This window comes from Gottfriedia sp. NPDC058432, from assembly GCF_042721555.1.
Classification (GTDB): Bacteria; Bacillota; Bacilli; order Bacillales; family Bacillaceae_G; genus Gottfriedia.
In genome coordinates this window covers 42,847-66,288 of the sequence record NZ_JBHXLC010000009.1, presented here as the reverse complement: position 1 = coordinate 66,288, position 23,442 = coordinate 42,847, and the positions used below count along the sequence as shown (strand labels likewise).

The 23,442-nt window shown below is 31.3% G+C and carries 23 protein-coding genes and 1 other annotated feature; of the genes, 7 read left to right on the top strand and 16 right to left on the bottom strand.

The genetic code is table 11. The annotated features are described in order from the left end of the window. Positions 1-71: 71 nt before the first annotated feature. From ACFWM3_RS11110 to ACFWM3_RS11095, 4 genes are all read right to left on the bottom strand, one after another. Positions 72-236, bottom strand: coding sequence for a hypothetical protein (locus tag ACFWM3_RS11110; RefSeq protein WP_390311363.1), 165 nt, complete (start codon positions 234-236; stop codon positions 72-74). Between the two features lie 365 nt (positions 237-601). Then, complete coding sequence (locus ACFWM3_RS11105; RefSeq protein ID WP_390311362.1) at positions 602-1,180, bottom strand: dihydrofolate reductase family protein; 579 nt, start codon at positions 1,178-1,180, stop codon at positions 602-604. 314 nt (positions 1,181-1,494) lie between these two features. Next, positions 1,495-2,148 (bottom strand): pyridoxine/pyridoxamine 5'-phosphate oxidase, encoded by a 654-nt coding sequence (locus tag ACFWM3_RS11100; RefSeq protein ID WP_390311361.1) that lies wholly within the window; start codon positions 2,146-2,148, stop codon positions 1,495-1,497. Positions 2,149-2,421: 273 nt separating this feature from the next. After that, the gene (locus ACFWM3_RS11095; RefSeq protein ID WP_390311360.1) at positions 2,422-2,868 is read right to left on the bottom strand and encodes a hypothetical protein; all 447 of its coding nucleotides are present in this window, start codon (positions 2,866-2,868) and stop codon (positions 2,422-2,424) included. Between the two features lie 1,020 nt (positions 2,869-3,888). Here ACFWM3_RS11095 and ACFWM3_RS11090 point away from each other — a divergent pair. Further along, a complete protein-coding gene (locus tag ACFWM3_RS11090; RefSeq protein WP_082459653.1) occupies positions 3,889-4,053 on the top strand; it encodes a DUF3934 domain-containing protein in 165 nt (54 codons plus the stop codon). Positions 4,054-4,230: 177 nt separating this feature from the next. Here the strand turns inward: ACFWM3_RS11090 and ACFWM3_RS11085 are convergent, their stop codons facing one another. From ACFWM3_RS11085 to ACFWM3_RS11075, 3 genes are all read right to left on the bottom strand, one after another. Continuing rightward, entirely contained in the window at positions 4,231-4,431 is a 201-nt protein-coding gene (locus ACFWM3_RS11085) for a cold-shock protein (RefSeq protein ID WP_056476843.1), read from the bottom strand. A gap of 170 nt (positions 4,432-4,601) precedes the next feature. Next, positions 4,602-4,778, bottom strand: a complete 177-nt coding sequence (locus tag ACFWM3_RS11080) for a hypothetical protein (RefSeq protein ID WP_156339757.1) — start codon at positions 4,776-4,778, stop codon at positions 4,602-4,604. Positions 4,779-5,034: 256 nt separating this feature from the next. Continuing rightward, positions 5,035-5,175, bottom strand: a complete 141-nt coding sequence (locus ACFWM3_RS11075; protein WP_390311452.1) for a DUF3953 domain-containing protein — start codon at positions 5,173-5,175, stop codon at positions 5,035-5,037. Between the two features lie 1,114 nt (positions 5,176-6,289). On the opposite strand from ACFWM3_RS11075, the gene ACFWM3_RS11070 reads away from it, so the two are divergent. After that, a complete protein-coding gene (locus ACFWM3_RS11070) occupies positions 6,290-7,804 on the top strand; it encodes an MDR family MFS transporter (RefSeq protein WP_390311359.1) in 1,515 nt (504 codons plus the stop codon). Between the two features lie 274 nt (positions 7,805-8,078). On the opposite strand, the gene ACFWM3_RS11065 is transcribed toward ACFWM3_RS11070, so the two are convergent. From ACFWM3_RS11065 to ACFWM3_RS11050, 4 genes are all read right to left on the bottom strand, one after another. Then, positions 8,079-8,333: a SemiSWEET transporter gene (locus ACFWM3_RS11065; protein WP_335407519.1), complete on the bottom strand. Its 255-nt coding sequence runs from the start codon at positions 8,331-8,333 to the stop codon at positions 8,079-8,081. Between the two features lie 320 nt (positions 8,334-8,653). Continuing rightward, the gene (locus tag ACFWM3_RS11060) at positions 8,654-9,463 is read right to left on the bottom strand and encodes a class I SAM-dependent methyltransferase (RefSeq protein WP_390311358.1); all 810 of its coding nucleotides are present in this window, start codon (positions 9,461-9,463) and stop codon (positions 8,654-8,656) included. A 309-nt stretch (positions 9,464-9,772) separates the two neighbouring features. Continuing rightward, positions 9,773-10,429 (bottom strand): HAD family hydrolase, encoded by a 657-nt coding sequence (locus ACFWM3_RS11055; RefSeq protein ID WP_056476832.1) that lies wholly within the window; start codon positions 10,427-10,429, stop codon positions 9,773-9,775. A gap of 115 nt (positions 10,430-10,544) precedes the next feature. Next, positions 10,545-11,087 (bottom strand): GNAT family N-acetyltransferase, encoded by a 543-nt coding sequence (locus ACFWM3_RS11050; RefSeq protein ID WP_390311357.1) that lies wholly within the window; start codon positions 11,085-11,087, stop codon positions 10,545-10,547. Between the two features lie 260 nt (positions 11,088-11,347). Here ACFWM3_RS11050 and ACFWM3_RS11045 point away from each other — a divergent pair, with 260 nt between their 5' ends. Further along, the gene (locus tag ACFWM3_RS11045) at positions 11,348-12,553 is read left to right on the top strand and encodes a cytochrome P450 (RefSeq protein ID WP_390311356.1); all 1,206 of its coding nucleotides are present in this window, start codon (positions 11,348-11,350) and stop codon (positions 12,551-12,553) included. A 127-nt stretch (positions 12,554-12,680) separates the two neighbouring features. Here ACFWM3_RS11045 and ACFWM3_RS11040 read toward each other — a convergent pair whose 3' ends face one another. Then, the gene (locus tag ACFWM3_RS11040) at positions 12,681-14,105 is read right to left on the bottom strand and encodes an aminotransferase-like domain-containing protein (RefSeq protein ID WP_390311355.1); all 1,425 of its coding nucleotides are present in this window, start codon (positions 14,103-14,105) and stop codon (positions 12,681-12,683) included. 98 nt (positions 14,106-14,203) lie between these two features. Between ACFWM3_RS11040 and ACFWM3_RS11035 the strand changes: the two genes are divergently transcribed. Continuing rightward, a complete protein-coding gene (locus tag ACFWM3_RS11035; protein WP_390311354.1) occupies positions 14,204-14,806 on the top strand; it encodes a LysE/ArgO family amino acid transporter in 603 nt (200 codons plus the stop codon). 585 nt (positions 14,807-15,391) lie between these two features. Here ACFWM3_RS11035 and ACFWM3_RS11030 read toward each other — a convergent pair. Next, on the bottom strand, positions 15,392-15,688 hold the full coding sequence (locus tag ACFWM3_RS11030) for a 3-isopropylmalate dehydrogenase (protein WP_390311353.1): 297 nt from the start codon (positions 15,686-15,688) through the stop codon (positions 15,392-15,394). A gap of 491 nt (positions 15,689-16,179) precedes the next feature. Here ACFWM3_RS11030 and ACFWM3_RS11025 point away from each other — a divergent pair, with 491 nt between their 5' ends. Both ACFWM3_RS11025 and ACFWM3_RS11020 read left to right on the top strand, forming a co-directional pair. Then, on the top strand, positions 16,180-17,559 hold the full coding sequence (locus ACFWM3_RS11025) for a DJ-1/PfpI family protein (RefSeq protein WP_390311352.1): 1,380 nt from the start codon (positions 16,180-16,182) through the stop codon (positions 17,557-17,559). 162 nt (positions 17,560-17,721) lie between these two features. Then, positions 17,722-17,958, top strand: coding sequence for a hypothetical protein (locus ACFWM3_RS11020; RefSeq protein WP_056476810.1), 237 nt, complete (start codon positions 17,722-17,724; stop codon positions 17,956-17,958). 278 nt (positions 17,959-18,236) lie between these two features. Here ACFWM3_RS11020 and ileS read toward each other — a convergent pair whose 3' ends face one another. Further along, positions 18,237-21,332, bottom strand: a complete 3,096-nt coding sequence (gene ileS, locus ACFWM3_RS11015) for an isoleucine--tRNA ligase (protein WP_390311351.1) — start codon at positions 21,330-21,332, stop codon at positions 18,237-18,239. A 51-nt stretch (positions 21,333-21,383) separates the two neighbouring features. Beyond that, positions 21,384-21,629, bottom strand: a binding site (T-box leader). Positions 21,630-21,784: 155 nt separating this feature from the next. On the opposite strand from ileS, the gene corA reads away from it, so the two are divergent. Next, complete coding sequence (gene corA, locus ACFWM3_RS11010; protein WP_390311350.1) at positions 21,785-22,726, top strand: magnesium/cobalt transporter CorA; 942 nt, start codon at positions 21,785-21,787, stop codon at positions 22,724-22,726. A 157-nt stretch (positions 22,727-22,883) separates the two neighbouring features. On the opposite strand, the gene ACFWM3_RS11005 is transcribed toward corA, so the two are convergent. Further along, entirely contained in the window at positions 22,884-23,126 is a 243-nt protein-coding gene (locus ACFWM3_RS11005; RefSeq protein WP_390311349.1) for a DNA alkylation repair protein, read from the bottom strand. A 62-nt stretch (positions 23,127-23,188) separates the two neighbouring features. Continuing rightward, a complete protein-coding gene (locus ACFWM3_RS11000) occupies positions 23,189-23,383 on the bottom strand; it encodes an NETI motif-containing protein (protein WP_056476799.1) in 195 nt (64 codons plus the stop codon). Positions 23,384-23,442: the final 59 nt, after the last annotated feature.

Here is a 23,442-nt window from a genome sequence, read left to right as displayed (position 1 = left end):
AACTGGATAGATTTTGGTGCAATTCCCATCCCCTGGTATTCTGGCAAAATGAATATTGGACTGATCCAAAACTAAGTTTCCTCTTTCCAATAGATACAAAATGCCCCTACAAGAACATCATCATGCAAAATTTTATAAAATCCACCAAAAGAATAATTATTTCTCTTAATTACATTATCAAACGGTTCGTTTGCTGGATTTGTTACGGCATCTTTATATTTATCTAACAGTGGCATAAAGGCATTCACTTACATATCAAAAATTACTTGTGCATCTGCGTCTATTACTTTGTCTAATTTTTACTAGTTCACACCAACTAAATTTTTAAGTTCCGATTATTAAATTCTATATTTTATATTGTTTTTCCTTGTTCGGCTATCCTGCCATTTAGTTCAACAAAAAACTCGACTATAAAGTCGAGCATGTTGTACAGCTAATGCAATGTGTTAGTTGTATTAGAAGAGTAGTCTTTACTTTTCTAATTTAACTCATCAATTCTTTGAATACTTAGTTAGTGTAAACACACTAAAAAAGAACCTATGTATGTATCCTTCATGTATTAGAACCAACCAATTTTTTATTTGGACGGCTAATTTTTTAGTTACGATTTTATAATATTATACGTAAGGCCAATTGCACCGGAATTAAATGTTTTGTTTTCAACAAGTGAGAGGTTGCGTTTATTTTCTGAGCCCTTAAATAAAGGTAGACCACTTCCTATAATAACTGGTGAAATTGTAATTTTAATTACATCAATTAAATCAAGTTCCATAAGACTATGTCCAAACCTTGGGCTACCTAAAATAATAATATCTTTTCCCGGCTGTTTTTTAATGTTCTTTATTTCTTCCTCAATATTTTCTTTTATTAATCTTGAATTATTCCATTCAGCTTTTTCAAGAGTTGTAGAAAAAACAACCTTTGATGTCTCTTCTATCCATTTAGCATGTTCAATTTCATATTCTGATGCTTCAGGGTTAGAAGGTACAGAAGTCCAATAATTTTCCATCATTTGGTATGTACCTCTTCCCCATAATACTGTATCTACAGTACTTAAAATTTCTCTAGCATGTTTTTCTAATTCTTCATTGTAAGATACCCACCCGATATCCATTGCACCGTTTGGCCCTTCTACAAAACCATCTAAAGAAGAATGTAAAAATAAAATGACATTTCTCATAAAATCCTCCTATTTACTAAGTTATGTTTTTTCTTATGTTTATATAAACGAGAAACTACTAACTGTTTTTATGGTTTAGAAGATATTTTTCTTATTCCTTCCCTTTTCTTATATTCTTCACTTGAAAAAAAATCCCTTTAAAATCTGGTTTTCAACGTCAAATTTTTGATAATTTTCCCATTTCTAAATTGATCAATACTGTCAGTTAGTACATTATTTTATCTGCCATTTTTGTTGAATAAAAATGAGCCTATCTCGGCTCTAAAATAGAACGATTAGCTGGTTAAGTTGAACAACGACGATCTAAAATTAAACTATGGCCATAATAGTTTTTTTAACCATCTATCACCCTCGAAGCTATATCTTAATCGTATATGCTTACGATCTTCGTCAGCCTGCCAGAACTCCACTTCTTTAGCAACTAATCGATACAAAGTCCACGAAGGAAACACTAAATTTGGATTATGTTGTAAAATTTCAATTTGTTTGTTTAGTGCCTCATCTAACTCAGAATGTTCTTTTAAGATTGAACTTTGTTTGCCAATCAAAGCTATTGCACGGGCTACAGTTCCTCTAGCTAAAAAATCTTTAGCACTTAATTCATTTTCCATTTTAATTGCAGTCCCACGTATTCTGACTTGTCTACCAATTAGTGCCCAATAAAAAGTCATAGCAACATTGGGATTAAAATCTATCTGTTTACCTTTTTCACTTTCTGAACTTGATGCAAAATACCATCCATATTGATCCACATCTTTAATAATTAGAACCCTAGCATCGGGAAATCCATTATGATCAATTGTTGAAAGAGTCATTGAATGTGGTTCGTGTACGCCATAATCAATTGCTTCTTGGAACCATTCTAAAAAAAGTTCATTTGGAAATACTGACGTATTGTTAAAATTAAACGCAGGAAAGGGTCCATTAAGTGTTTTACTTTTTCTTATAACTTTCCTAATGTCGTCCATATAAATCCTCCATCTATTTAATCAAACATTTATAATTAAGACATTCTCCAAATTTTGACTAACAACCCGCTAAATTTTAAAAAGGGAGCGGATTAACAGCTACTAATTCTATTTAACTAACACAATGCGTTAATTCAAATTTCCCCCTTCTTATAAATACTTGTAATATGTAACTATTGCATTATTTAGTTGAACAAGGGATATTTACAAACTGAACTATCGATAAATACCAAAAGAGATAAATGTATCTTTAACCTTAACTAAATTAAGGAACTATTTACCTGTTAATATTAACTTTCGAGTTTTACCATCATATATTTTATAACTAATACCATACTTATGGTCTTTTGTAGTTGTCACCTTACAAAAATAAGGAATTGACTTCCCATAAGCATCTAGTGCTGGAATACCTCTGAAGGAAAACATCTCATCTGTATCGAGAATATCAAAGTCAGCTTCAGAAGAACGACCTGATGAATCTATTTCGATAACACATTTTCCACTGACGACATCATATTTTTTGAATAAAATATATTTTAGGCTAGGGAGAGTTGCTATTAAAAATAAAACACCAATTAAAAGGAATCCAATACCTCCAATTAATATTTTATAGTCTTTAAAGCCATCCATTGCAATAAAGAGAAATACTGCTGCTATTAAAAATCCAACTCCGAGAATGAGCAATACATAATAAATGAGCATTTTTTCACTTCCTATCACTAATATTGCCTTCCTCAGACAACGCTTCTAAATATAGATAGTAGCTTTTTATTTTGTTCAATCATTTAATTGTTTCATTACTTATCCAACTAACCCGCCATTCAGCTAAATAAAAAAAATCGACTAAATAGCCGATCATGTTGTTCAACTAATGCAATGTGTTAGTTGCATACTTGGTATCACTTTTTAAATAAATTCGATTCGTGCTGTATCAGTATCAATAACAAAATATGATTTAGGCAACTTCTCAATCGAATAATAAAATCAATAGTATTACTAATACCATCCCAATAGGTAGCGAAATTAACAATCGCTTCCACTTTTCATAATTAAGAATAAATACTAATATGGATACTATTTCTAATAACCATAAAGAGACTCTTTCACTTATATTTAATGAATCTGGTAAATACATTGCAGTTATTAATAAAAGGATAGTCCAAAATATTGAATATTTAATAATACTTAAAACCAATTTAAAGTGCACGATAATCCATTCCTTATTTACTATTTTATATGAATAATATCATATATCTTTCTATTAATTTTAAAGTACAATACTCGGAAATACTATATAAAAATTGCAATTAAGCAGTTAGTGTTCAAAAAACTAAAGTTTTGTTAGATCAATAAGGTATATAACAAAATATAATTCTCTGTGTTTTCAGTATTTCCTCAAGATGATTCACTTTTATTAGTCCATTTAACTTTACCATATCTTGGAATATTTATGTTTATTTTTTGGGAATTTCTTATCCCACAAAAACATGCTACTTAAAAACTATCAACCTAAAAAATTATTAGATTTATAGAGACCTTATTCCCCTCTATCATAGATTGACTATGCAGATCATTTTATGAAACAGACGTATACTTTAGTTCAATTGCAATAAAGTAATATATAAATCTGCTCATTTTTTGAATATATTTATTGCTCAATTCTTGTTTAACTCATAAGTTAATTGGAAATTACTAAAAAACTGTATGATATTTAGTGTATAATAAGTATGAGGTGTTTAAATGAGTAAAGCTAAAGCTAAGGGCGGTACAGGTCGAGGTACAGATAAAAAGGGTTGGAATAGATGGCAAGCTAGCGCAAAAAAAGCAAAGAACGCGAAGCCATATGTTAGCAAAGGTACTAAAAAGGGCAGTTCCAAAACAACTAATAATAATTCAAATGTCTAATTGTATTAAATGATTAATTTTATCTTCATTTTATATAGGCTATAAAATTTAATTCATAATCGCGTTAGATTTTCCCCTTATTCTTTTTCGAATAGGGGTTTTTAATTTATAAGACAAATTTATAAGACATAAAAAGAGTCAGATCCTACTATATAGAATCCGACTCTTTTTGGTCAATTAAGCCTTTTTAACATTAGTTGCTTGTGGTCCGCGTTGACCTTGTTCTACTTCAAATGTAACAGCTTGACCTTCGTCTAAAGATTTAAATCCATCAGTTTGAATTGCTGAAAAATGTACGAATACATCATCACCATTTTCACGCTCAATAAATCCAAATCCTTTTTCTGCATTAAACCATTTTACTTTACCATTTTCCATTTTTGTTACCTCCCAGTGTGGCTTACACACATTGTAATATAATAATTTTAACAATTTAATTTAGATTAATCAAATTTCCATCAAAAATAGGCAATTAACAATGAAATATGGCTAATCATAAGTCCGTTATTATGTAACTAACTCTTTGCTTTATTTTATAATAGGTGTCACTATTTTTTCTCTAAATTACTTATTCTTTGCTCTAATTCTTCAATTTTTTTATAAGAAATATACAAATTCTTTGTTGCAAATAACCTTACTTTTTTTACAATCTTAAACACTACATACACTACTACAATTAAAATGATCAATTGAAATAACGTAATGATTAAACTAAAATTATCCATTTTGCACTCTCCTTTTCAAACTCGCATTTAATCATTAATACAATTTACTAAAATGATATGCGTCGTGCATCTCTAGACTCTTTAGTTCAAAGTGTTTATACATCCATTTTCTATTCCCTCCAATTTAATCCCTATAAAATAAAGCCCCTTTGGTCATTCTTATAATTCCATTTAAGTTTAAAAATTCCTTTAATGATTAAACGATCCTGCCATTTACTGCAATAAAAAAAACTGCAATTAAGCAGTTTAGGATTCGCTAGTTATATAAAAATTCTTGCATTGATACAATGAAACCAAGCAAGGATACTATGAAATAAATATAACCCAACTTTTTTTGTTTTTGTTTAAATTCTGGTATACATGCCATTAAAAACAATGCTGCTAAGAAAAAGTGCATATAAGGGAGTAATCCTAACTTATGTGTTATTAAGCCAAAAATAGATAATATTAAGACAATCAATATAAATATCATTCTTAAAATTTTTAGCATTCGAATTATTCCCTTCGTACGATTTACATACTTTAGTTTAAGTACTGTAATTCTCAATTTTTAATATATCTCACAGGTTATTTTGCTTTATTCGATTAAATAACCGACGTATTAAATTTATTACTTCAGCAGCTACAAAACCAATCAATATCATCTTTAAGAAAAATATGTTATCTGAAGTAAATGTCAATTGTCTAGTTCTCAAATAGTGAACTAAATAACCCAATACAGCACCGCATATAAGCCAAATCCATATGTGTTTAAATCTTTCCAAAATAATGTTTTCATTTAGCTGAATATTATCTCCTTGCTAACTATCTAACTTGTCATTTGAATTTGATATCCATTTTCAGCAAACATGTCATTTAATTTTTAATTAACACCAAAGATTGACACTCTAATAAACTAACAAAATTTAATACTATTATATTATACAATAAAGTCATAATTATTATTTTGGGGGAATTCCCACTTTTTCCATAAAAAAACAATTTTCCTTTTACCCTTAAATGCATTTCATCAGAAAAAATCGATTTTTAGCCAAAGTACTGTTCAACTAAATCAATACGGTAGTTACATAAGAAGTTATTTTATTTTTTCTTCAGTAAAGGTAAATCGGAAAAAGTAAAAACAAGTGAAAAAGGTATAGTCGATGATAAAATCCTATCCAAATATACTGTTCAAACCTACTATTGCAATTTCAAATCCTATTTAACCGTTCAAGAATACTTATTACTATACTTCATACAACCACAAATATAAGAGTTACTACCTAAAGGATTTTTAAACGAAGTAAAGAATAAATTAGATAGTAGATAAATAAAATTGACTTTTTTACTTGAAATTTCGATTTCAGCTTTAAATTTAGGTATACATAATAAAAAATGAATAATAACGATCACATTAATCAAATAAATAATCAATATGCTTGTTACAGATACTCATACTTAAAGCTTCACACATTTTTTAAGTATTCAATGAATTAATTGAATAATTTTGAAAGGTCATAGGGAGGTAAAGGATGAAAGAAAATAACAAGACTCTTATTTTAATAGGACTAATGATTGGAGTCATTTTCTCAGAGCTTGATGAGACAGTCGTTTCAACAGCTATGCCTACAATTATTAGAGATTTAGGAGGTCTAGCGCTTTACGGCTGGGTTGGTGGAGTTTATATGCTTTCGATGACATCTTTTATGGCAATACTCGGCAAACTTGCGGATTTATATGGACGAAAAAAAATATATTTATTTAGTATGGGATTATTCATAGCTGGATCAATAATTAGTGGAACAGCCCAATCAATGGAAGTCCTTTTAATTGGACGTGGGATCCAAGGGATTGGTGCCGGCGGATTAATGCCACTCGCGATGGTCATTTTCGGAGACAGCTTCCCAGTTGAACAGCGTGCTAAGCTACAAGGTATTTTCGGAGCTGTCATGTTTATACCTCAACTACTTGGACCGCTCATTGGAGGATATTTTGTACAACATATTTCATGGCACTGGATCTTTTTAGTAAATATTCCAGTTGGAGTTTTAGCTGCAATTTTATTAGCTTTAGGATTAAACGAAACGAAAGTAGACAAAAAAATAAATATCGACTGGTTTGGCGGAATCTTACTAGTCACCACTTTAATCAGTTATCTTCTCACTCCTGTACTTCATCAAACAGAAGGATATGCATGGAGTGAACCTAAAATGATTGGTTTACTAATTTTAGGAACCATTTTACTTGGCCTATTTATTTTTGTCGAGTCAAAAGCAAAAGAACCAATTATCCCATTGCATTTATTTAAAAATAGAAACTTTGTTGTCATTTCGGCTCTTGTATTTGTATTTGTTCTTGCGATAATGGGTTCACTTTCATCTTTCCCATTCTTCTCGCAAAATGTACTCGGTTTAACACCTACTGAATCTGGCTATTTAAATGTACCAATTATGGTTGGTGCAATGGGGGCAAGTGTAGTTGCTGGTCGAGTAATGAATAAATTCTCCTATCGAAATATTTACGGTGTTTCATTTATTATTCCTATGATCGGTTTCTATTTACTTACAGGTATCACGGCTCACACTTCAATTATTACATTCGTTTTTTATTTCATTATTCTTGGACTTGGATTCGGTGCACTATTTAACAATGCATTAATTGTTCAAGAATCAGTTGAAAAAGAAAATGTAGGGATTGCTCAATCTGCCGTTATGTTATTTCAATCCATTGGTATGACGATTGGCTTTAGTTTATTTGGTTCATTATTAGCCTCTAAAATTACATCAGGGATGAAATCACTAGCTGGAAGTCTTACTGTGGATCAATTACTACAATTAAAAAATGTAGAAAATGGTATGATTCCAACAAATCTTGATTCTAATTTACTAGAAAAAGTAAAAACAGTCTTCACTCATGCATTCCAGGATTTATATTGGGTATCTTTCGTGCTTTCCATTTTAACATTTTTAATTTGTTGGGGACTGAAAAAGGAAATTTTAATAAAGAAAGATGAATCAAGTAAAGTAAAAGAAGTAAATTCTATTTAATTTAGTACACAATTCCATTTTGTAATACTGCTTCAGTTGACGGAAAAAGCATTTAAAAAATAGTGATTTTTAAACAATTGAGTTATCATTTTAAAGAATATTCTGAGGCATTGCTCATGCAATGCCTTTTGTTGTTGTTAATTTGCTAATAGTGGACGGACAAATCATCATTGATCCTCCATTGGACTTGAGATTTGTCACCTCAAACAACTTTTAGCCGCTAATCATATTTTCTAAGTTCGGAACTTTCACCCTTTAGTTCAAATATACCTTTTTATGAACGTAGACTTTTTAACTTATAAAATAAAATAATTGCTGCAAACACAAACGTTACTGAATTAGCCGAAATAACTGCAAAATCATGAATAAATATTCCGTAAATTAACCAAAGAAAAACACCTGCACTAAATAAAATATACATAATTAGTGAAATGCCTGACGTGTCTTTTGTTTTTATTGTTTTAATTGCTTGTGGTAAAAAGGAAGCTGTCGTTAATACAGCAGCAATCAATCCGATGATTTTAATCATTAATAATTTCCTTCCTTATATTAGACTGTTTCTTCAAAAAAAGATCCATGCTTGTGATGACTCGGATATATGATGAATTTAAATCTAATGCTATTTAATATTCCCAAGTTTTTATTAAATTCCTTTTTTACTAAACTTCTAAAATAACAAAATAAATAGGGCTGTTTATACAGCCCTTGTGATCTTTTACTAACAAATGCATTAGTTGTATAAGTGAATAGATTAAAATCTTTATTTTCCCTATATCTTATTACATCTTTGTATCCCAGCACCCACAAAACCGGTTTAGCAGGATCTTTCCTTTAAATTCAGTATTAATATTAGTTTTTCTTACCAATGTATAGCAGGTGAGAGGAATTTCCAAGAATATAAGGGTCTGTTGCTTTTTCTTTAATTAAATTTATAATTTTTTCTACCTCTGCTTCACCTTTGTCTCTCCAGTAATTCCAATTATCATTGTTTAAAATAGCTCCTACATTTGAACCAATTAACTCCAAAGTTTCAAATCCATGAGTTTCCATAAAAGGATTGATGTCCTCAATATTAAAATAATATGCGCCTGTAAAACGCCCCTCATCTGAATGATTGAAACAACCAGTTTGTGAAAACTGATGAATAGTGTCCATATTATCGTTTGGCTTCCAATTATTTGGAGATAAGAGCGATGTAAATATATGCCTAATCCTAGGCATAAAAGCAACAAATACTAGTCCATTCTTTTTAGTTACTCTATTTAACTCTTGAACAGCCATTATACGGTCATTTTCTTCCTGTAAATGATACATTGGACCAAGCATTAATGATGCATCAAACTGTTCATCATTGAGCATATTAAGCTCTCTCGCATCAGCAGTATAAAAACCATCGAATTGCCCTTCTATTTGAAAGTCTTGAGCTTTGGTTTTAGCAATCTCAACTAATTTAGGTGTTAAATCAGTTAATGTTACTCTATATCCATCTTTAGCAAGCTCCATTGAGTATTTTCCAGGTCCAGCTCCATTATCAAGTATATATCCTGTTTCAGGCAAATATTTCTTTATAAATTGCCAATTCACTTGGAACTCAATTGGTTCGCGTTCAAGCCTTCCCCACTCATCAAATTGATTATAGTAGCTTATTATTTTGCTCATTAAATTTCACCTATTTTCATTTTTTAATACCAATTCTACATAAATCACATACTATCCTTCTTCAACTAATCTGCTATTTGGTGCAATAAAAATGACCATCGAAGCAGTCGTTCCTTTTAAAACATTTTAAATTGCCCTAAAATACTTAAAGTAAGAATTAAAAAGTGAAGTAATTTCTAATTGACACTGATATCACAATAAAAAAAGAGATACAAATTCAGTTGTGAATTGTATCTCCAATGTATATGCTTTTTATTGTTTTCATCCAAATAACCGAATCCATTGACCTTTTTGGGAAGGGTTTCTACTTTACTTTCCAGTTATATGCTTAATTACATCTTCTAAAGATTTTTCTGCCATAGATGATAATCGTAAACTATGATTCTCAAACTCTAAATGTGAGGTAACCTGATTAGGAACAATTACACAGTGTAATCCTGCTTTCGTTGCAGCAATTAATCCGTTCAACGAATCTTCAAATGCAATAGCCTCTGATACTTGAACTCCAATTTCCTCAATTGCTTTTAAATATAACTCTGGATCTGGTTTAACTTTCTTTACATCATCTTTTGTCTTAATTACTGAAAAGTATTTATAAATATTTAATTTTTTTAAGAAACTTTCTACCCATTCTTTTGATGAGCTAGAAGCTAAAGCTATTTTTAATCCCGCATTTTTTGCTGAAATTAAATAGTCTTCTACACTTTCTCTTAAAGAAGGCTCGAGTAGTTTCTCATCAACTAGCTCTTTAGCCATTTGTTCGATTAGTTCTTTTTCAATTGGTTCTTTTAAATTTGAATTAATAAAATCGAATAAAATCTCATCACTTGTTCCCACAACCTCTGAAAACTTTTGAAGAGTTAACTCCACTTCATACCGATGTAGTACTTCCTTATATGCTTCGAACCAAACAGACTCAGTATCGACAATTAGACCATCAAAATCAAATATTACAGCTTTAATCATTCCATTTCTCCTTTTCCTTAGTTGGACCATTTTACTATATTATGATTATTTCAGTTTATCATTTTTCTAGAGCAACAAAAATTATAAATATAATATCTAAGTTTAATAGTTCGCTTTATTTTTGCCAATCAGGTTTAATGAGAGAAAATACGTTTAAATCATGAGACTGATCCCCTTGAACTAAATAGCCTCTCAATAATCCTTCCTTTTGAAAGCCTATCTTCTCAACTAAGGTAGCTGAGGCTGTATTATCTGGGAAAATATTAGCTCCAATTCGATATAGTCCTAGTTTATCAAAGCAATATGATGTAATTTCCTTAATTGCTTCTGACATAAATCCTTTTCTCCAATATTCAGGTAATAAATCATATCCAATTTCAGTTCGTCTAGCGTGTAAAACTAAATTATTTAGTCCAATTGTTCCGATTAATTTTTTTGATTCTTTTTCTACGATTCCAAAGCGTATTCCTTGTTGATTTTCAAATCTAGTTTGAAAGGAATCGATCATTTTAACCGCTTGATCTTTTTCTGTAAAAGGTTCCATACCATAGTATTTAATTACCTCTTCATTTGAAAAGATGGAAAATATCTCATCTACATTTTTTTGTGTAATTTGTACTAAAGATAATCTCTCTGTTTCTAGAACTGGAAAATCCATCATATTACCCCTTTCACAACCATCGAATTATTTCATAAAAATCAGTTTTTCAATTGAAATACCTTATTTTACCATAAATCATGATTTAATTTTCTTAAATTTCATATGATTTATTTATTATTCATTTATACCTAATTCCTCATGAAAATCATTCTGTACAAAAGTATCCTTTTTTTGTGTTATCCAAAATTTGGGAATAATCCATTTTCACAGAAATAGAAATAAATAGACTCATTTCATTCATAAGGGAGAACAGGTACATGAACAATCAATTAAAAGTGAATCCACAGCATTTTTACAAAGATCCATATTCGTATTTTAGTAGCGCGAGAAAAATAAGTCCTATGCTTTACACAGAGCTATTTCAGAGAACTGGTTGGCTAGTAACAGGTTATAGAGAAGCAGAAATCTTGCTAAAAGACCCTCGTTTTATAAAAGAAGCATCCAAAGTCACTCCACCTGAACAATTACCTGAAAGTGTTATGCCTGCAATTGCAATAAATCAAAAAATGATGTTATTTCGAGATGCTCCTGATCATACGAGATTGAGAAATCTCGTGAACAAAGCCTTTTCTCCAAGAATGGTTGAAAATTTACGAGCTTCTATAAATGAAATTGCTGATCATTTAATCGCAAATATGAAGGGGAAATTTACACACGAGCTAATTCGTGATTTTTCATATTTATTACCTGTATTTGTAATAACTGACCTTTTAGGTGTTCCAAAAGAAGATCGAGATTTATTTCGCAATTGGTCTGATGCATTTATTAAATTTATTGATTTTAATACGACTATAGAGGATTTAGAATTAGTATCAAAGCATATTCTTGATGCTTCTAATTATTTCAGACATCTTATTTCTGAAAGAAGATTAGAACCTAAAGAGGATTTAATCAGTAATTTAATCGTAGCAGAGGAATCTGGAGACAAATTAAATGAGGATGAAATGATCGCAAGTTGTCTTCTATTATTAATTGCTGGTCATGAAACGACGGTTAATTTAATAACGAATGGCTATTATTTATTATTAAAACATCCTGAGCAATTTGAGCTATTAAAAAATGATTTAACGTTAATTCCTTCTGCAATAGAAGAAATATTAAGATACGAATCACCCGTTATTTTTACATCTAGATGGGCTAGAGAAGACTTTGAATTCGCTGGAAATTCGATTAAAAAAGGCGATTACTTTATGGTTTCATTAGGTGGAGCCAATTACGATCCAAAAATCACAAATAATCCTGAAACATTTGATATCACTCGAAAAAATATAAAACATTTATCCTTTTCATCCGGCCCGCATTTCTGCTTAGGTGCACCTCTTGCTAGATTAGAAGGACAAATTGCAATAGAAAAACTAATAAGACATTTAGTTAATCCAGTTCTAATTGAGGAGCCGACTCGCCGTAAAAATGTTGCTTTTCGTGGGTTTGAAAACTTAAAAATTCAAGCAAGTATTCAATAAAAGACTAAGTTGCAGTAATAAAAATAACACAATAAATAAACATAAAAGAGCATCGAGATCTCGGTGCTCTTTTAACTGTTCAAAATCGGTTTCTTATTATCAACACTCTCAAAAAAATGAAATAAAATCACAGTTGCTGGATTATTTGTTGTAAAATATTTAACCCTTTTTTTAAGTCTTCCAAAGACGCGTATGCATATGAAAGACGAATATGGTGTAAATCTCTTGGATCGTAAATATAACCTGGATTTATCAATATATTTTGTTTAAGTAATTTTAGAAATAAAGTCTTATTTACAATTGGATTATGAAACCTGAGCCATATGTAGAAACCACCTTCAGGCTTTTTCCATGAAGCTATTTTTTTAAATTCCTTTTCTAAAATTTCTTCTACGTATTTAGCTCTTCTTTGCAATTGTTCACGAAGGTTAATAAGATGCTTTTCGTATAGTCCATTTGAGATCCAGTATGATACGATTTCTTGCGAAAAGCCACTTGAACCATAATCTGTTTGCATTTTAATATCAGCCAATCGTTCAATTACAGGTGAAGGTGCAACAACCCAACCAATTCTTAATCCCGGACTTAGTGTTTTGGATACACTCCCTATATAAAGAACTTGCCCTGATGTATCAAGCGATTTTATAGCCGGTGAAGATGATTCAAATAGCAATTCGTGATAAACATCATCTTCAATAATCGGAATTTGTAGCTCTTTGCAAGTATTAAATAGATTTTGTTTTTCTTTCAACGACCAATTATAGCCTGTTGGATTGTTTAGTGTTGGAACACAATAGAATAAAGATTGCCTCTTCCCTTTAAGTGCACGTATGTTATCTGGTAATAGATGTTCCCTTGAAACTGAAATCATTCGCATTCCATTAGATTGAAAGGGATGTACTGAATTTAAATACGAAAATTGTTCTTGAAATAAAATAGATCCCTCTTCTAATAATCCAACTGCAATTAATTGAAGTGCTTGAAGTGCACCTGAAACAATTAAAATGTTCTCTGGTGCTGATTCAATACCGCGTTTTTTTAAATAATTACATAAAATTCCTCTGAGCTTTTCACTTCCTTGCGGAGATGAATAACCAATTGCTTTAGAATCAAGTGAAATCTTTTTTAACGAATCTTCTATTTGTTTAGTTGGTAGTAAATCAGGTGATAATTCACCTGTTCCAAGACGTATGATATGATCCATTTGCTCATATTCATTTATGAGTTGAATCGTATGGTAGTTTGGTTTATGAATACTTGACTCAATATGTCTCTGCCAATTTGGTTGATATTTGCTCAAAAGTACGTTCCAGGAATTGTTAGCCACAAATACCCCTGAACCCACTTTTGATTCGATCAAACCATCTGCCCTTAATTCATCAAGTGCAAGTTGAACGGTACTGCGGTTCACATTAAATTGCGTTGCTAGTTGGCGCTGTGTTGGAATCTTTGTGCCAACAGACCAATCACCTCGTTCAATACGAGATTTTATCCAATCTACAATTTGATCTTGAACAGTCAAATGAGAATCACGATTTGGTTTCCATTTCATCTAACTCCCCCTAAATTGGATGGATATAAAACCATCCAATTGGTTGTTTTCTTTTAGTTTTATCATAGTACGATAGTAATTGAAAGGGAGTTGATTAGATGGAAGCTATTATTCATGGTCTAGTCTTAGCATTCGGACTTATTTTACCTTTAGGGGTACAGAATGTATTTGTATTTTCACAAGGTGCTACTCAATCAAAACTAATTCGAGCGCTTCCAGCGACTTTTACTGCTGCGCTATGTGATACTTTTTTAATTCTTTTAGCTGTTTTTGGACTTTCCACGATCGTTCTACAATTTGAATGGCTAAGAATTAGTCTGATGATTTCTGGTATTTTGTTTTTAGTTTACATGGGCTATGTCATTTGGCGTTCTAAACCAACAACAAGTGAATCGAACAGAGCATTACCTAGCCGTCAGCAAATCATTTTTGCTTTATCAGTATCCTTATTAAACCCTCATGCAATCTTAGATACAGTGGGTGTGATTGGAACAAGTGCATTAAAATATGTCGGAAAGGAACAAGTTCTCTTTACGATCGCATGTATTGCAGTATCTTGGATTTGGTTTTTGGGATTAACGGTCGCCGGCTCAATCATGAAGAAGATAGACAGCACAGGAGGTTTAATGAACATATTCAACAAATGCTCCGCCATATTTATTTGGGGTACCTCCATTTATCTTTTAATTGGTTTAACTTAATGTATTTTAGAGGATACTCGAATAATGATCATCCTATATTAATAGTTTTACATAATCATAGGGTAATTGAATAAGTGTTTTTAATTTTATCTTTTTACAGTAGGTTTAGTAAAAAAATAGTTATTAAGTAGAAAAATGACAGACTAAAATTTTATTAGTCTGTCACTTCACTTTACATGATTCTTAACAATCAAGTTTTTTAGTTATTAAGTTATTTGGATCTATATTTCTTTTAATCAACTAGTCCATACTTTCCTCAAATAGAAAGGTTAATTATTGTAGATTTTTTCTATAAAGAAAGCACCTCAATATTTTGTTCAATCAAAATTCATTTCTAATTCATGTTAATCGAACAAAATATGATCCCTATCATTCTTCCAATTTTAATAGATTTAATTTCTACATAATGTTTCTATCTCCTTTGATTTTAAGGCGGGTTATTTTACCCTTGAAATGATCGTAATTTCTAATCAATGGAAGATGTATTCTTAGTTATTCGACAAAAATTAATACACAAAAACGGTCTGTTCTTAATCCTCTCAATTCGGTAGTTGAACCAAATTTAATTCTATTTAAACTGCTTCTTTACTTCTGCAAGCTTTTAAAAAACTTTATTATACTTACAATTATTGCAATCAGGAAAACTATTAAACTATTTATTAATAGATAGCATCCCACAAGATTTAATCCGAAGAAGAATCCAAAAGCATCTTTAAGAATAATCATTGCGATGAATCCCTCAACAATTGCTAAAACTCCTGCAGAGATCAGGATAATAAATGCAGAGAAGTATATATTTTTCGTTTTTCGATAATAAAAAAATGCGATTAAATTTACAGATAATATTGAAATGATCAGTAATAACATTAGAAGTTGTGTCACCATGTAATCCTCCATGTGTACATAATTTTTATTATCAATAAACAATTAGTAATTTCCGATTTAATATATCCATATTTTACCATATGTTTTAAAAAGAAAATTTAATAATTATTTTTAGGAAAATTTAAAGGAATACAAAAGGGGCTGCTGTCAAATTAAATACTAATTTGTCAGCAGTCCCTTTATGTAATCAACCTCTATTTATTGTTCAAGTTACAGTCTACTTCTTTTAAATTGAAACGGTTTTTTAGCGCATGCAAGGAGAGACTATTTCGGTCTCTTTCTTTTTCTAGGGTCTGAAACCAGTTAAGTCTGAAGTCTGAAATAAAAATCAAGCTCTAGCACGATTACCAAAGGTTTAGAAAAAACGTAATATGAAATCAAGATAAAACAAATACCCTGCGGGGGTACTTCAAGATATTATATTAATACCCAAAAGGGTGAGATTATTATGATAGTCAATACATTTGTTTCCGAAGGAGGATTATAACATGAAAAGATTAGTCATGCGTTTAGCTGTTTATTTATTAATTTTAGTTGTGTTTGTCGGGGGACTTGAGCTTTATGGCTTTAATCGTCATCAAAAAGATTTTTACTTAAACGTTCGCCATGAGCCAGTTCCTTCACTACAAGGAGTGAAAGTTCCCCAGTTTGACCCAAATAAACCTACTGTGGCAGTTGTGATGGCGGATTCATCAATACCAACTGAAGATTTCGATTTTCTCATTCCATACACACTGTTTTCTATGACGGATGCTTACAATGTATATGCTGTTGCACCGGAAAAAAACATCAAGTCATTATCAGGTGGTTTGGATGTAATCCCACATTACTCTTATAAAGAACTGGATAATCTATTAAATAAAAGTCCAGATATCATTGTTGTTCCTTATATGAAGATGACAGATGAAAAGAAATATAAACCAACTCGCGAATGGATTCAAAAACATTCCAACAGTAAAACGACGACGTTTTTAAGTATTTGTGGTGGATCAGAGAATCTTGCTGATGCAGGTTTATTAAAAGGGAAATCCGCCACTTCACACTGGCAAGCTTTACCTCTATTAATCAAGAAATATACTGAAACACAATGGAAAGAGGATGTGCGGTTTGTTCATGATGGAAACACCTTAACTACAGCCGGTCAAAGCGCAGGGATCGATGGAGTACTTCATCTGATTTCTCAGAAACTAGGGGAACCTGTGGCTGCAAAAATAGCTAAGGAAATTAATTATCCTACGTACCATTTCGTTCAAAATCCAAAAGTAGAACCTTTTAAGATGAATTTAGAATTTACAACATATTTACTAAATCTTGGATTCAATTGGGATAAGAACCAAAACGGGGTTCTTCTGTATAAAGATATGGATGAAATAGCTTTATCTTCTATATTTGATTCTTATGGAGATACCGGAACTACACAAATCTTGACTGTGTCAAGTTCAGATGCTCCAATAAATACGAAACATCATCTTAATATTCTGGCTAGGCATCAAATAGCTAATGCTCCGAAATTAGACAAAATGATCATACCAGGTGGCGACGCAAAATCACTTGCTGGAAAAGATATAAAGCTTTGGGATGAAAAAGGTAATGCTAAAGAGACTCTCCTTATCCATAGTGACTCACCAAACAGATATCTATTCGAAGCACCATTAGAAGACTTAGCTAAACAAGAAGATCTGTTAACTGCCAAACACGCTATTAAACGTTTCGAATATCGTGCGCATGGTATCCATCTTGAGGGCAATCCATATCCGCTTAAAACTTACGGCCATTTACTTCTAACCGTTCTACTATCTTTGTTAGTAGCTTTCTGTATTGACAGACGATTCATTATGAAAAAACCAATCTTCAACTCGAATAAATAATCCAATTATCCATTACCGCTTACGGGCGGTTTTTTCATTTATTTTATGTCAGCTAAAAAAGTGCTCCCCCATTGGAGGTGAAATTGCAAATTTAAAGTTCGTCACCACTCACTTTTTTATGTCTTTTTAATATTTTACTAAATAAAGTAAGGGGGCAATAATATGGATTTAAATGAAAATTTTATTATTATTCTTCTCAAAGAAATTTCAAATTTATTACTTAGTGGTAATCTAGCTGAGACTTTCGCTTTTGCAATCCTACTAAGAACAATAACTAACGATCGAATAATAAGAGACTTGTTCGTTTTATTAATCATTGTCATACGGATCACAAATTCGAATGAGAATCATGATGCAACAAATGAATCAACTAACAATAATTCAACTGCCACACTATAATATTTTAGTCTTTTAATTTAATTTTTCATTGCATATTGTAAAAAAAATATACAATTGTTTTGGTGATTTTCTTTCCCCCTTTAAAAAAATAAATTAGTATCAAAATTAAAGCATTTAATGATTGTTATGATAATAAGTTTCTTTTTGTTTCTAGATATCCATCTATCGATATTCCAATAAAACTCTTATAATCTATAGCCCAATTTTTTTGTAGTTTGCCTAAAAAAATGACAGACTAAAATATTGTTTTAGTCTGTCATTTCACTTTAACGATTCAATTAATTAGAAGCAACTAATTCAATTTCAGATTGATAATCACCAACTTTAATTTCTTTTCCGTTTACATGGTTCTTAACCACTAGTTTTCTCATTAATAAGTTTTCCTCAAGCATTCCTTTAAACTTTTCAATGATTTCAATAAACTCTAGATTAGCTGTTATTCCAATATCTACACGCATATTAATTGGTAGATTCAATTCTTTTCGGTATTCTTGAATAGACCTAATTAGTTCTCTTACAGTACCTTCTTGGATAAGCTCTTCTGTTAGTAATGTGTCGAGTGTCACTGTATAATCACCATACGTCGCAGATGCATATCCTTCTTTTGCACTTTTTTCAACTAAAATATCTTGTGCATCGACTTTAACAGTTTCTCCTGTTTCAATGACTACATTAACGTACCCGCTCTCAATCACTTTTTTTGCTTCTTCATTTGTTAATGTTTGAAGTGATTTATTGACTAAATTTGAAAGCTTTCCAAATTTTGCTCCTGATTTTTTAAAATCCAATTTCATTTTTAAGTTTGAAAACTCATTTTCATTGTTTACTTGTTGGAATTTTTTTACGTTTAACTCATCTAAAACAATTTCTTTATATAAATCCCAATCGATGTCCTCATTGTTGCTAACTAAAGTTAAACTAGCTAGTGGCTGTTTAATCTTTAATGAATTTGCATTTCGAATGCTTCTTCCAAGTTCCACAACTTTTAGAACTGCATCCATTTCCTTTTCAAGCTGATCATCGATTAGTGTTTCATCGCAAACTGGAAAGTCAGACAAATGGACACTTTGTTTTGTTAAATTAAGATATACATCTTCCGCTAAGAATGGTGTAAACGGAGCTAATAATTGACTTACTTTTGTTAATACTTCAAACAGTGTATAGTAAGCCGCTGCCTTCTCTTTATTCATTCCATTTGACCAAAATCGTTCTCTAGATCTTCTTACATACCAATTGCTGACCTCATCTACTAATTTAGCAATGTCTCTTGCAGCATTTGTAAATTGATAATCCTCTAAATTTTTCTTTACATTTTTGATTGTGCTATGCATACGTGAAATGATCCAATTATCCAATGTACTTGATTGATACTCATATTGTTTGTTTGAATTAAATCCATCTAAATTGGCATATAAACTGTAAAAACTATAAACATTGTCGAATGTATCAATGAGTTTCGATTTAGCCTCTTGAACAACTCTTTCTGAAAAACGTTTCGGGTTCCAAGGCGCACTATCTACTAATAAAGCCCATCTTAATGAATCTGCTCCATATTTATGGATTAATTCTACTGGATCAAGTGCATTACCTTTACTCTTAGACATTTTTTGACCATTTTCATCTAATACATGGCCAAGTGATAAAACTCGTTTATACGGTACTTTCCCAGTAAATAAAGTAGATACTGCAAGCAAACTATAGAACCAGCCTCTCGTTTGATCAATCCCTTCAATGACAACATCTGCAGGGAATTGTTTTGCGAATTTCTCTTTATTTTCAAATGGATAATGATATTGGGCAAATGGCATCGAACCGCTATCGAACCAGACATCAATTACTTCAGCTGTTCTTTTCATAGCCCCACTACAATTTGGACAATTAAAAGTGATTTCATCAACAAATGGTTTATGCAATTCAATTGAGTCGTCAATTTCTTCAACTGAATAGTTACATAATTCATTTATACTTTTTGGTGCTAATTGATGATTACATGAATCACATTCCCAAACATTTAATGGGGTGCCCCAATATCTTTTTCGGCTAATATTCCAATCTACCATTTGTTCTAAAAAATTACCGAATCGACCGTGTTTTATATGATCTGGATGCCATGTTACTTCTTCATTATTTTTAATAAACTGTTCCTTTAATGCTGTCGTTTTGATAAACCAACTTTCATTCGCATAATAGAGAAGAGGTGAATCACAACGCCAACAATGAGGATAGCTGTGCTCATATTTTTCTTTACTAAATAATAATTCATATTCAGCTAAATACCTCACTATATCTACATCACACTCTTTAACAAAACGACCTTTAAAATTAGGTACTTCATCAGTATATTGACCCTTTTCATTCACTACATTTACAAAAGATAAACCATTTTCTTGAACAACCTTATAGTCATCTTCTCCGTATGCAGGTGCGATATGGACAATTCCAGTTCCACTACTTTCTGTCACAAAATCAGCTTTCACAACTTTATGTCCGACTTCAACATTTACGAAATTAAATGGTGCTAAATAGCTAATACCGATTAGATCGGCCCCGAGAAATTCTGATAAAATGACGTAATCAGCTTTTAATACTTTTTCTAATAGAGCCTTAGCAAGAATATATACGTCCTCACCTTTTTTAGCACGAACATATTCCATTGTTGGATTTACAGCTAACGCTACATTAGCTGGAAGGGTCCACGGAGTTGTCGTCCATCCAAGGAAATAGACATTTTCTTCATCTTGCAATTTAAACTTAACCGTTGCGGATAAATCCTTAACGTCTTTATATCCTTGCGCTACTTCATGTGAGCTTAATGATGTTTGACAGCTAGGGCAATAAGGTGAAACACGATGACCTTTTACTAGTAAACCATTTTCATGAATTGTCCCAAGGATATTCCATACACTTTCGATATAGGAATTATCCAATGTTACATATGGATCATCCATATCAACCCAATAGCCTAACTGCTGAGTAAAATCTCGCCATTGTTTCTCGTAAGTAAAAACACTTTCTTTACATTTCTCAAGAAAAGCTTTTACACCATAACGTTCAATTTCTGCCTTACCTGAAATGCCTAACATCTTCTCAACACCTAGTTCAACTGGTAAACCATGAGTATCCCATCCAGCTTTACGAACAACTTGAAAACCTGCCATTGTTTTATATCTTGCTACCACATCTTTAATTGTACGACCTAATGCGTGACCAACATGTGGCAAGCCATTTGCAGTTGGGGGACCTTCATAAAAAACAAAAGTTTGTTTATTTTCTCTTTGTTCAATTGACTTAATAAAGGTATTATTTTTAGACCAAAGTTCACTAATCTTTTTTTCGCGATGCTGAACTGTTGCTTTTGTATTTTCTTTTTCCATATGATATCGCCTCTCTTATTTTTTTAAAGCACACAAAAACCCGCCCCTATGATAAGGGACGGGTTTAACCGCGATACCACCCTAATTCTATTGAAAAAAGTCCGTTCTTCAATAGCACTCAGCCACGTACAATCATACGCGTTCCTTTTAACGGTAGACACCCGTTCAAACCTACTTATGTTTTCAGTTTGACTTCTCGGAGAGGATCTTCATTTAAGTACTATTCACCGGATTTCAGCTTCCCCCGGCTCTCTGTAGAACAGTATCGAAAATTACTTTTCTCGTCATTGAATTCATTTGTGTGCTTTAATTGTTATTTATTATATCCATCTAGTATTAAAAAGTCAAAGTTTTCTTAAACATTTTTTCTTAATTCAAATTTAATTATTTTGATTCGAGTATTGTGATAAACTGATTTTGGAGAAAATTAACGAGAAAAGTGGTGAGCAAAAATGATCAAAACGATGGCTATATACAAAGACGGAACCCATGCATTTGATGTATCAATTGAAGAATTAAATTCCGAACTTATTGATTGGGTTTGGGTCGATTTTGAAAAACCTAAAAAAGAAGAAATTGATTTATTACGTACTCAATTCCACTTTGATGAAATAGCAATTAAGCATTGTGTAAGCTATAAAGAAAGACCAAAAATGGATTATTACGAAGGCTATCGTTTTATCATTCTACAATCATTGCAGGAGAATATGGAACAAGCTGAAATCGATCTCTTTTTATCCCACAAGTACATCGTTTCATTTTGTTGGGAGAAGTCTAATGCGATCCAAATCGTGTGGAACAAACTAAAAGAATTAAAGAGTACAAAAGGAATGAAACCAGAACGAATCCTGTATCATATTTGTGATGAAATTGTTGACAAATTCTTTCCAATCGTCCAAACAATTGAAGATGATATTGAAGAGATTGATGAATTAGGGTCAAATTCCGATCTAAGCATGATCGATGGAATTAAAACACAACTAAGCAAGTTATCAAAAGTAAGAAAAGCAGTGAAACCAACAAAAGATTTAATTTATCGTATATTAAATTCAACACATGTTGAAATTGACAAAGAAACGACAAAGAGATTAAGAATCGTCTACGAACACTTAGTAAAATTATTAGATGACATTGCAGACAACAGAGAAATGGCAAATGACATTAGAGAAAGTTATATTTCAACGAACTCACATAAAATGAATAAAACGATGAAAATGTTAACATCAGTCTCAATTGTGTTCATGCCATTAACCTTCATCGTCGGAGTATACGGAATGAATTTTGTTCACATGCCTGAACTTCAATTAAAGTATGGTTATTATTACTGTTGGGCCATCATGCTAATCATTATTATTGGATTAGTGATGTGGTTCAAGAAAAAAGATTGGTTCTAGAATCAAAAGAAAAATCAATCTACTTCTAAATTGTTCCCTTTACAATTGGCACTTTTAATAAAGTTATCCAACAAAAATAAAATGACCTCTGTACAAGGTCATCTTATTTTTGTTTGTACCTAATTATATATTCACACTTAGTTTTGTTATTTTAAAATTACATTGATTCCGCTGTTTTTTCAAACATTACACTTTGATCAATTAAACCACAAGCTCCACATTGAACTAAATATTCAGGACCTTTATATGGAACAAAAAATGGATCTAGCCCACTTGAAACATATTCTTCTCTTTCAACATCACCACTTTGAGCATTTAATTTAACTGCTTTTGGGTTTTGTTCGATTAAATAAAATCTACTTTTGTTTGTTTTACAGCGTGGACATGCTAATTTATGCATATTTTCACCTCATTTTATTCATATAAGGTTACTATTCCATTAAATTATTATCTTTATTCATATTAATTCGTATTTAATCTTCCTTCAAAAACGATCTTTCTTCCAGTCGGTTCAATTTCTACCTTTCCATTAACCATTTGCTCCGAAAATATTGGTACTTCCATTCTTTTAACTGGTGTATAGCCTTCTCTTTCCATTCTTTCTAAACATTCATTAATCGTTTCGTTTTCAAACACCTCAAATTTTTTCTTACTCATCTATTTCCCTACTTTCCACTTTTGTAATTCTATCTAATCATGATCGAATTCATATCAAA

Excerpts from the sequence above, each read along its gene's own strand:
- ACFWM3_RS11110 (WP_390311363.1), bottom strand. The coding sequence starts at position 236 with ATGCCACTGTTAGATAAATATAAAGATGCCGTAACAAATCCAGCAAAC.
- ACFWM3_RS11105 (WP_390311362.1), bottom strand. The coding sequence starts at position 1,180 with ATGAGAAATGTCATTTTATTTTTACATTCTTCTTTAGATGGTTTTGTA.
- ACFWM3_RS11100 (WP_390311361.1), bottom strand. The coding sequence starts at position 2,148 with ATGGACGACATTAGGAAAGTTATAAGAAAAAGTAAAACACTTAATGGA.
- ACFWM3_RS11090 (WP_082459653.1), top strand. The coding sequence starts at position 3,889 with ATGAGTAAAGCTAAAGCTAAGGGCGGTACAGGTCGAGGTACAGATAAA.
- ACFWM3_RS11085 (WP_056476843.1), bottom strand. The coding sequence starts at position 4,431 with ATGGAAAATGGTAAAGTAAAATGGTTTAATGCAGAAAAAGGATTTGGA.
- ACFWM3_RS11080 (WP_156339757.1), bottom strand. The coding sequence starts at position 4,778 with ATGGATAATTTTAGTTTAATCATTACGTTATTTCAATTGATCATTTTA.
- ACFWM3_RS11075 (WP_390311452.1), bottom strand. The coding sequence starts at position 5,175 with ATGCACTTTTTCTTAGCAGCATTGTTTTTAATGGCATGTATACCAGAA.
- ACFWM3_RS11070 (WP_390311359.1), top strand. The coding sequence starts at position 6,290 with ATGAAAGAAAATAACAAGACTCTTATTTTAATAGGACTAATGATTGGA.
- ACFWM3_RS11065 (WP_335407519.1), bottom strand. The coding sequence starts at position 8,333 with ATGATTAAAATCATCGGATTGATTGCTGCTGTATTAACGACAGCTTCC.
- ACFWM3_RS11060 (WP_390311358.1), bottom strand. The coding sequence starts at position 9,463 with ATGAGCAAAATAATAAGCTACTATAATCAATTTGATGAGTGGGGAAGG.
- ACFWM3_RS11055 (WP_056476832.1), bottom strand. The coding sequence starts at position 10,429 with ATGATTAAAGCTGTAATATTTGATTTTGATGGTCTAATTGTCGATACT.
- ACFWM3_RS11050 (WP_390311357.1), bottom strand. The coding sequence starts at position 11,087 with ATGGATTTTCCAGTTCTAGAAACAGAGAGATTATCTTTAGTACAAATT.
- ACFWM3_RS11045 (WP_390311356.1), top strand. The coding sequence starts at position 11,348 with ATGAACAATCAATTAAAAGTGAATCCACAGCATTTTTACAAAGATCCA.
- ACFWM3_RS11040 (WP_390311355.1), bottom strand. The coding sequence starts at position 14,105 with ATGAAATGGAAACCAAATCGTGATTCTCATTTGACTGTTCAAGATCAA.
- ACFWM3_RS11035 (WP_390311354.1), top strand. The coding sequence starts at position 14,204 with ATGGAAGCTATTATTCATGGTCTAGTCTTAGCATTCGGACTTATTTTA.
- ACFWM3_RS11025 (WP_390311352.1), top strand. The coding sequence starts at position 16,180 with ATGAAAAGATTAGTCATGCGTTTAGCTGTTTATTTATTAATTTTAGTT.
- ACFWM3_RS11020 (WP_056476810.1), top strand. The coding sequence starts at position 17,722 with ATGGATTTAAATGAAAATTTTATTATTATTCTTCTCAAAGAAATTTCA.
- ileS (WP_390311351.1), bottom strand. The coding sequence starts at position 21,332 with ATGGAAAAAGAAAATACAAAAGCAACAGTTCAGCATCGCGAAAAAAAG.
- corA (WP_390311350.1), top strand. The coding sequence starts at position 21,785 with ATGATCAAAACGATGGCTATATACAAAGACGGAACCCATGCATTTGAT.
- ACFWM3_RS11005 (WP_390311349.1), bottom strand. The coding sequence starts at position 23,126 with ATGCATAAATTAGCATGTCCACGCTGTAAAACAAACAAAAGTAGATTT.
- ACFWM3_RS11000 (WP_056476799.1), bottom strand. The coding sequence starts at position 23,383 with ATGAGTAAGAAAAAATTTGAGGTGTTTGAAAACGAAACGATTAATGAA.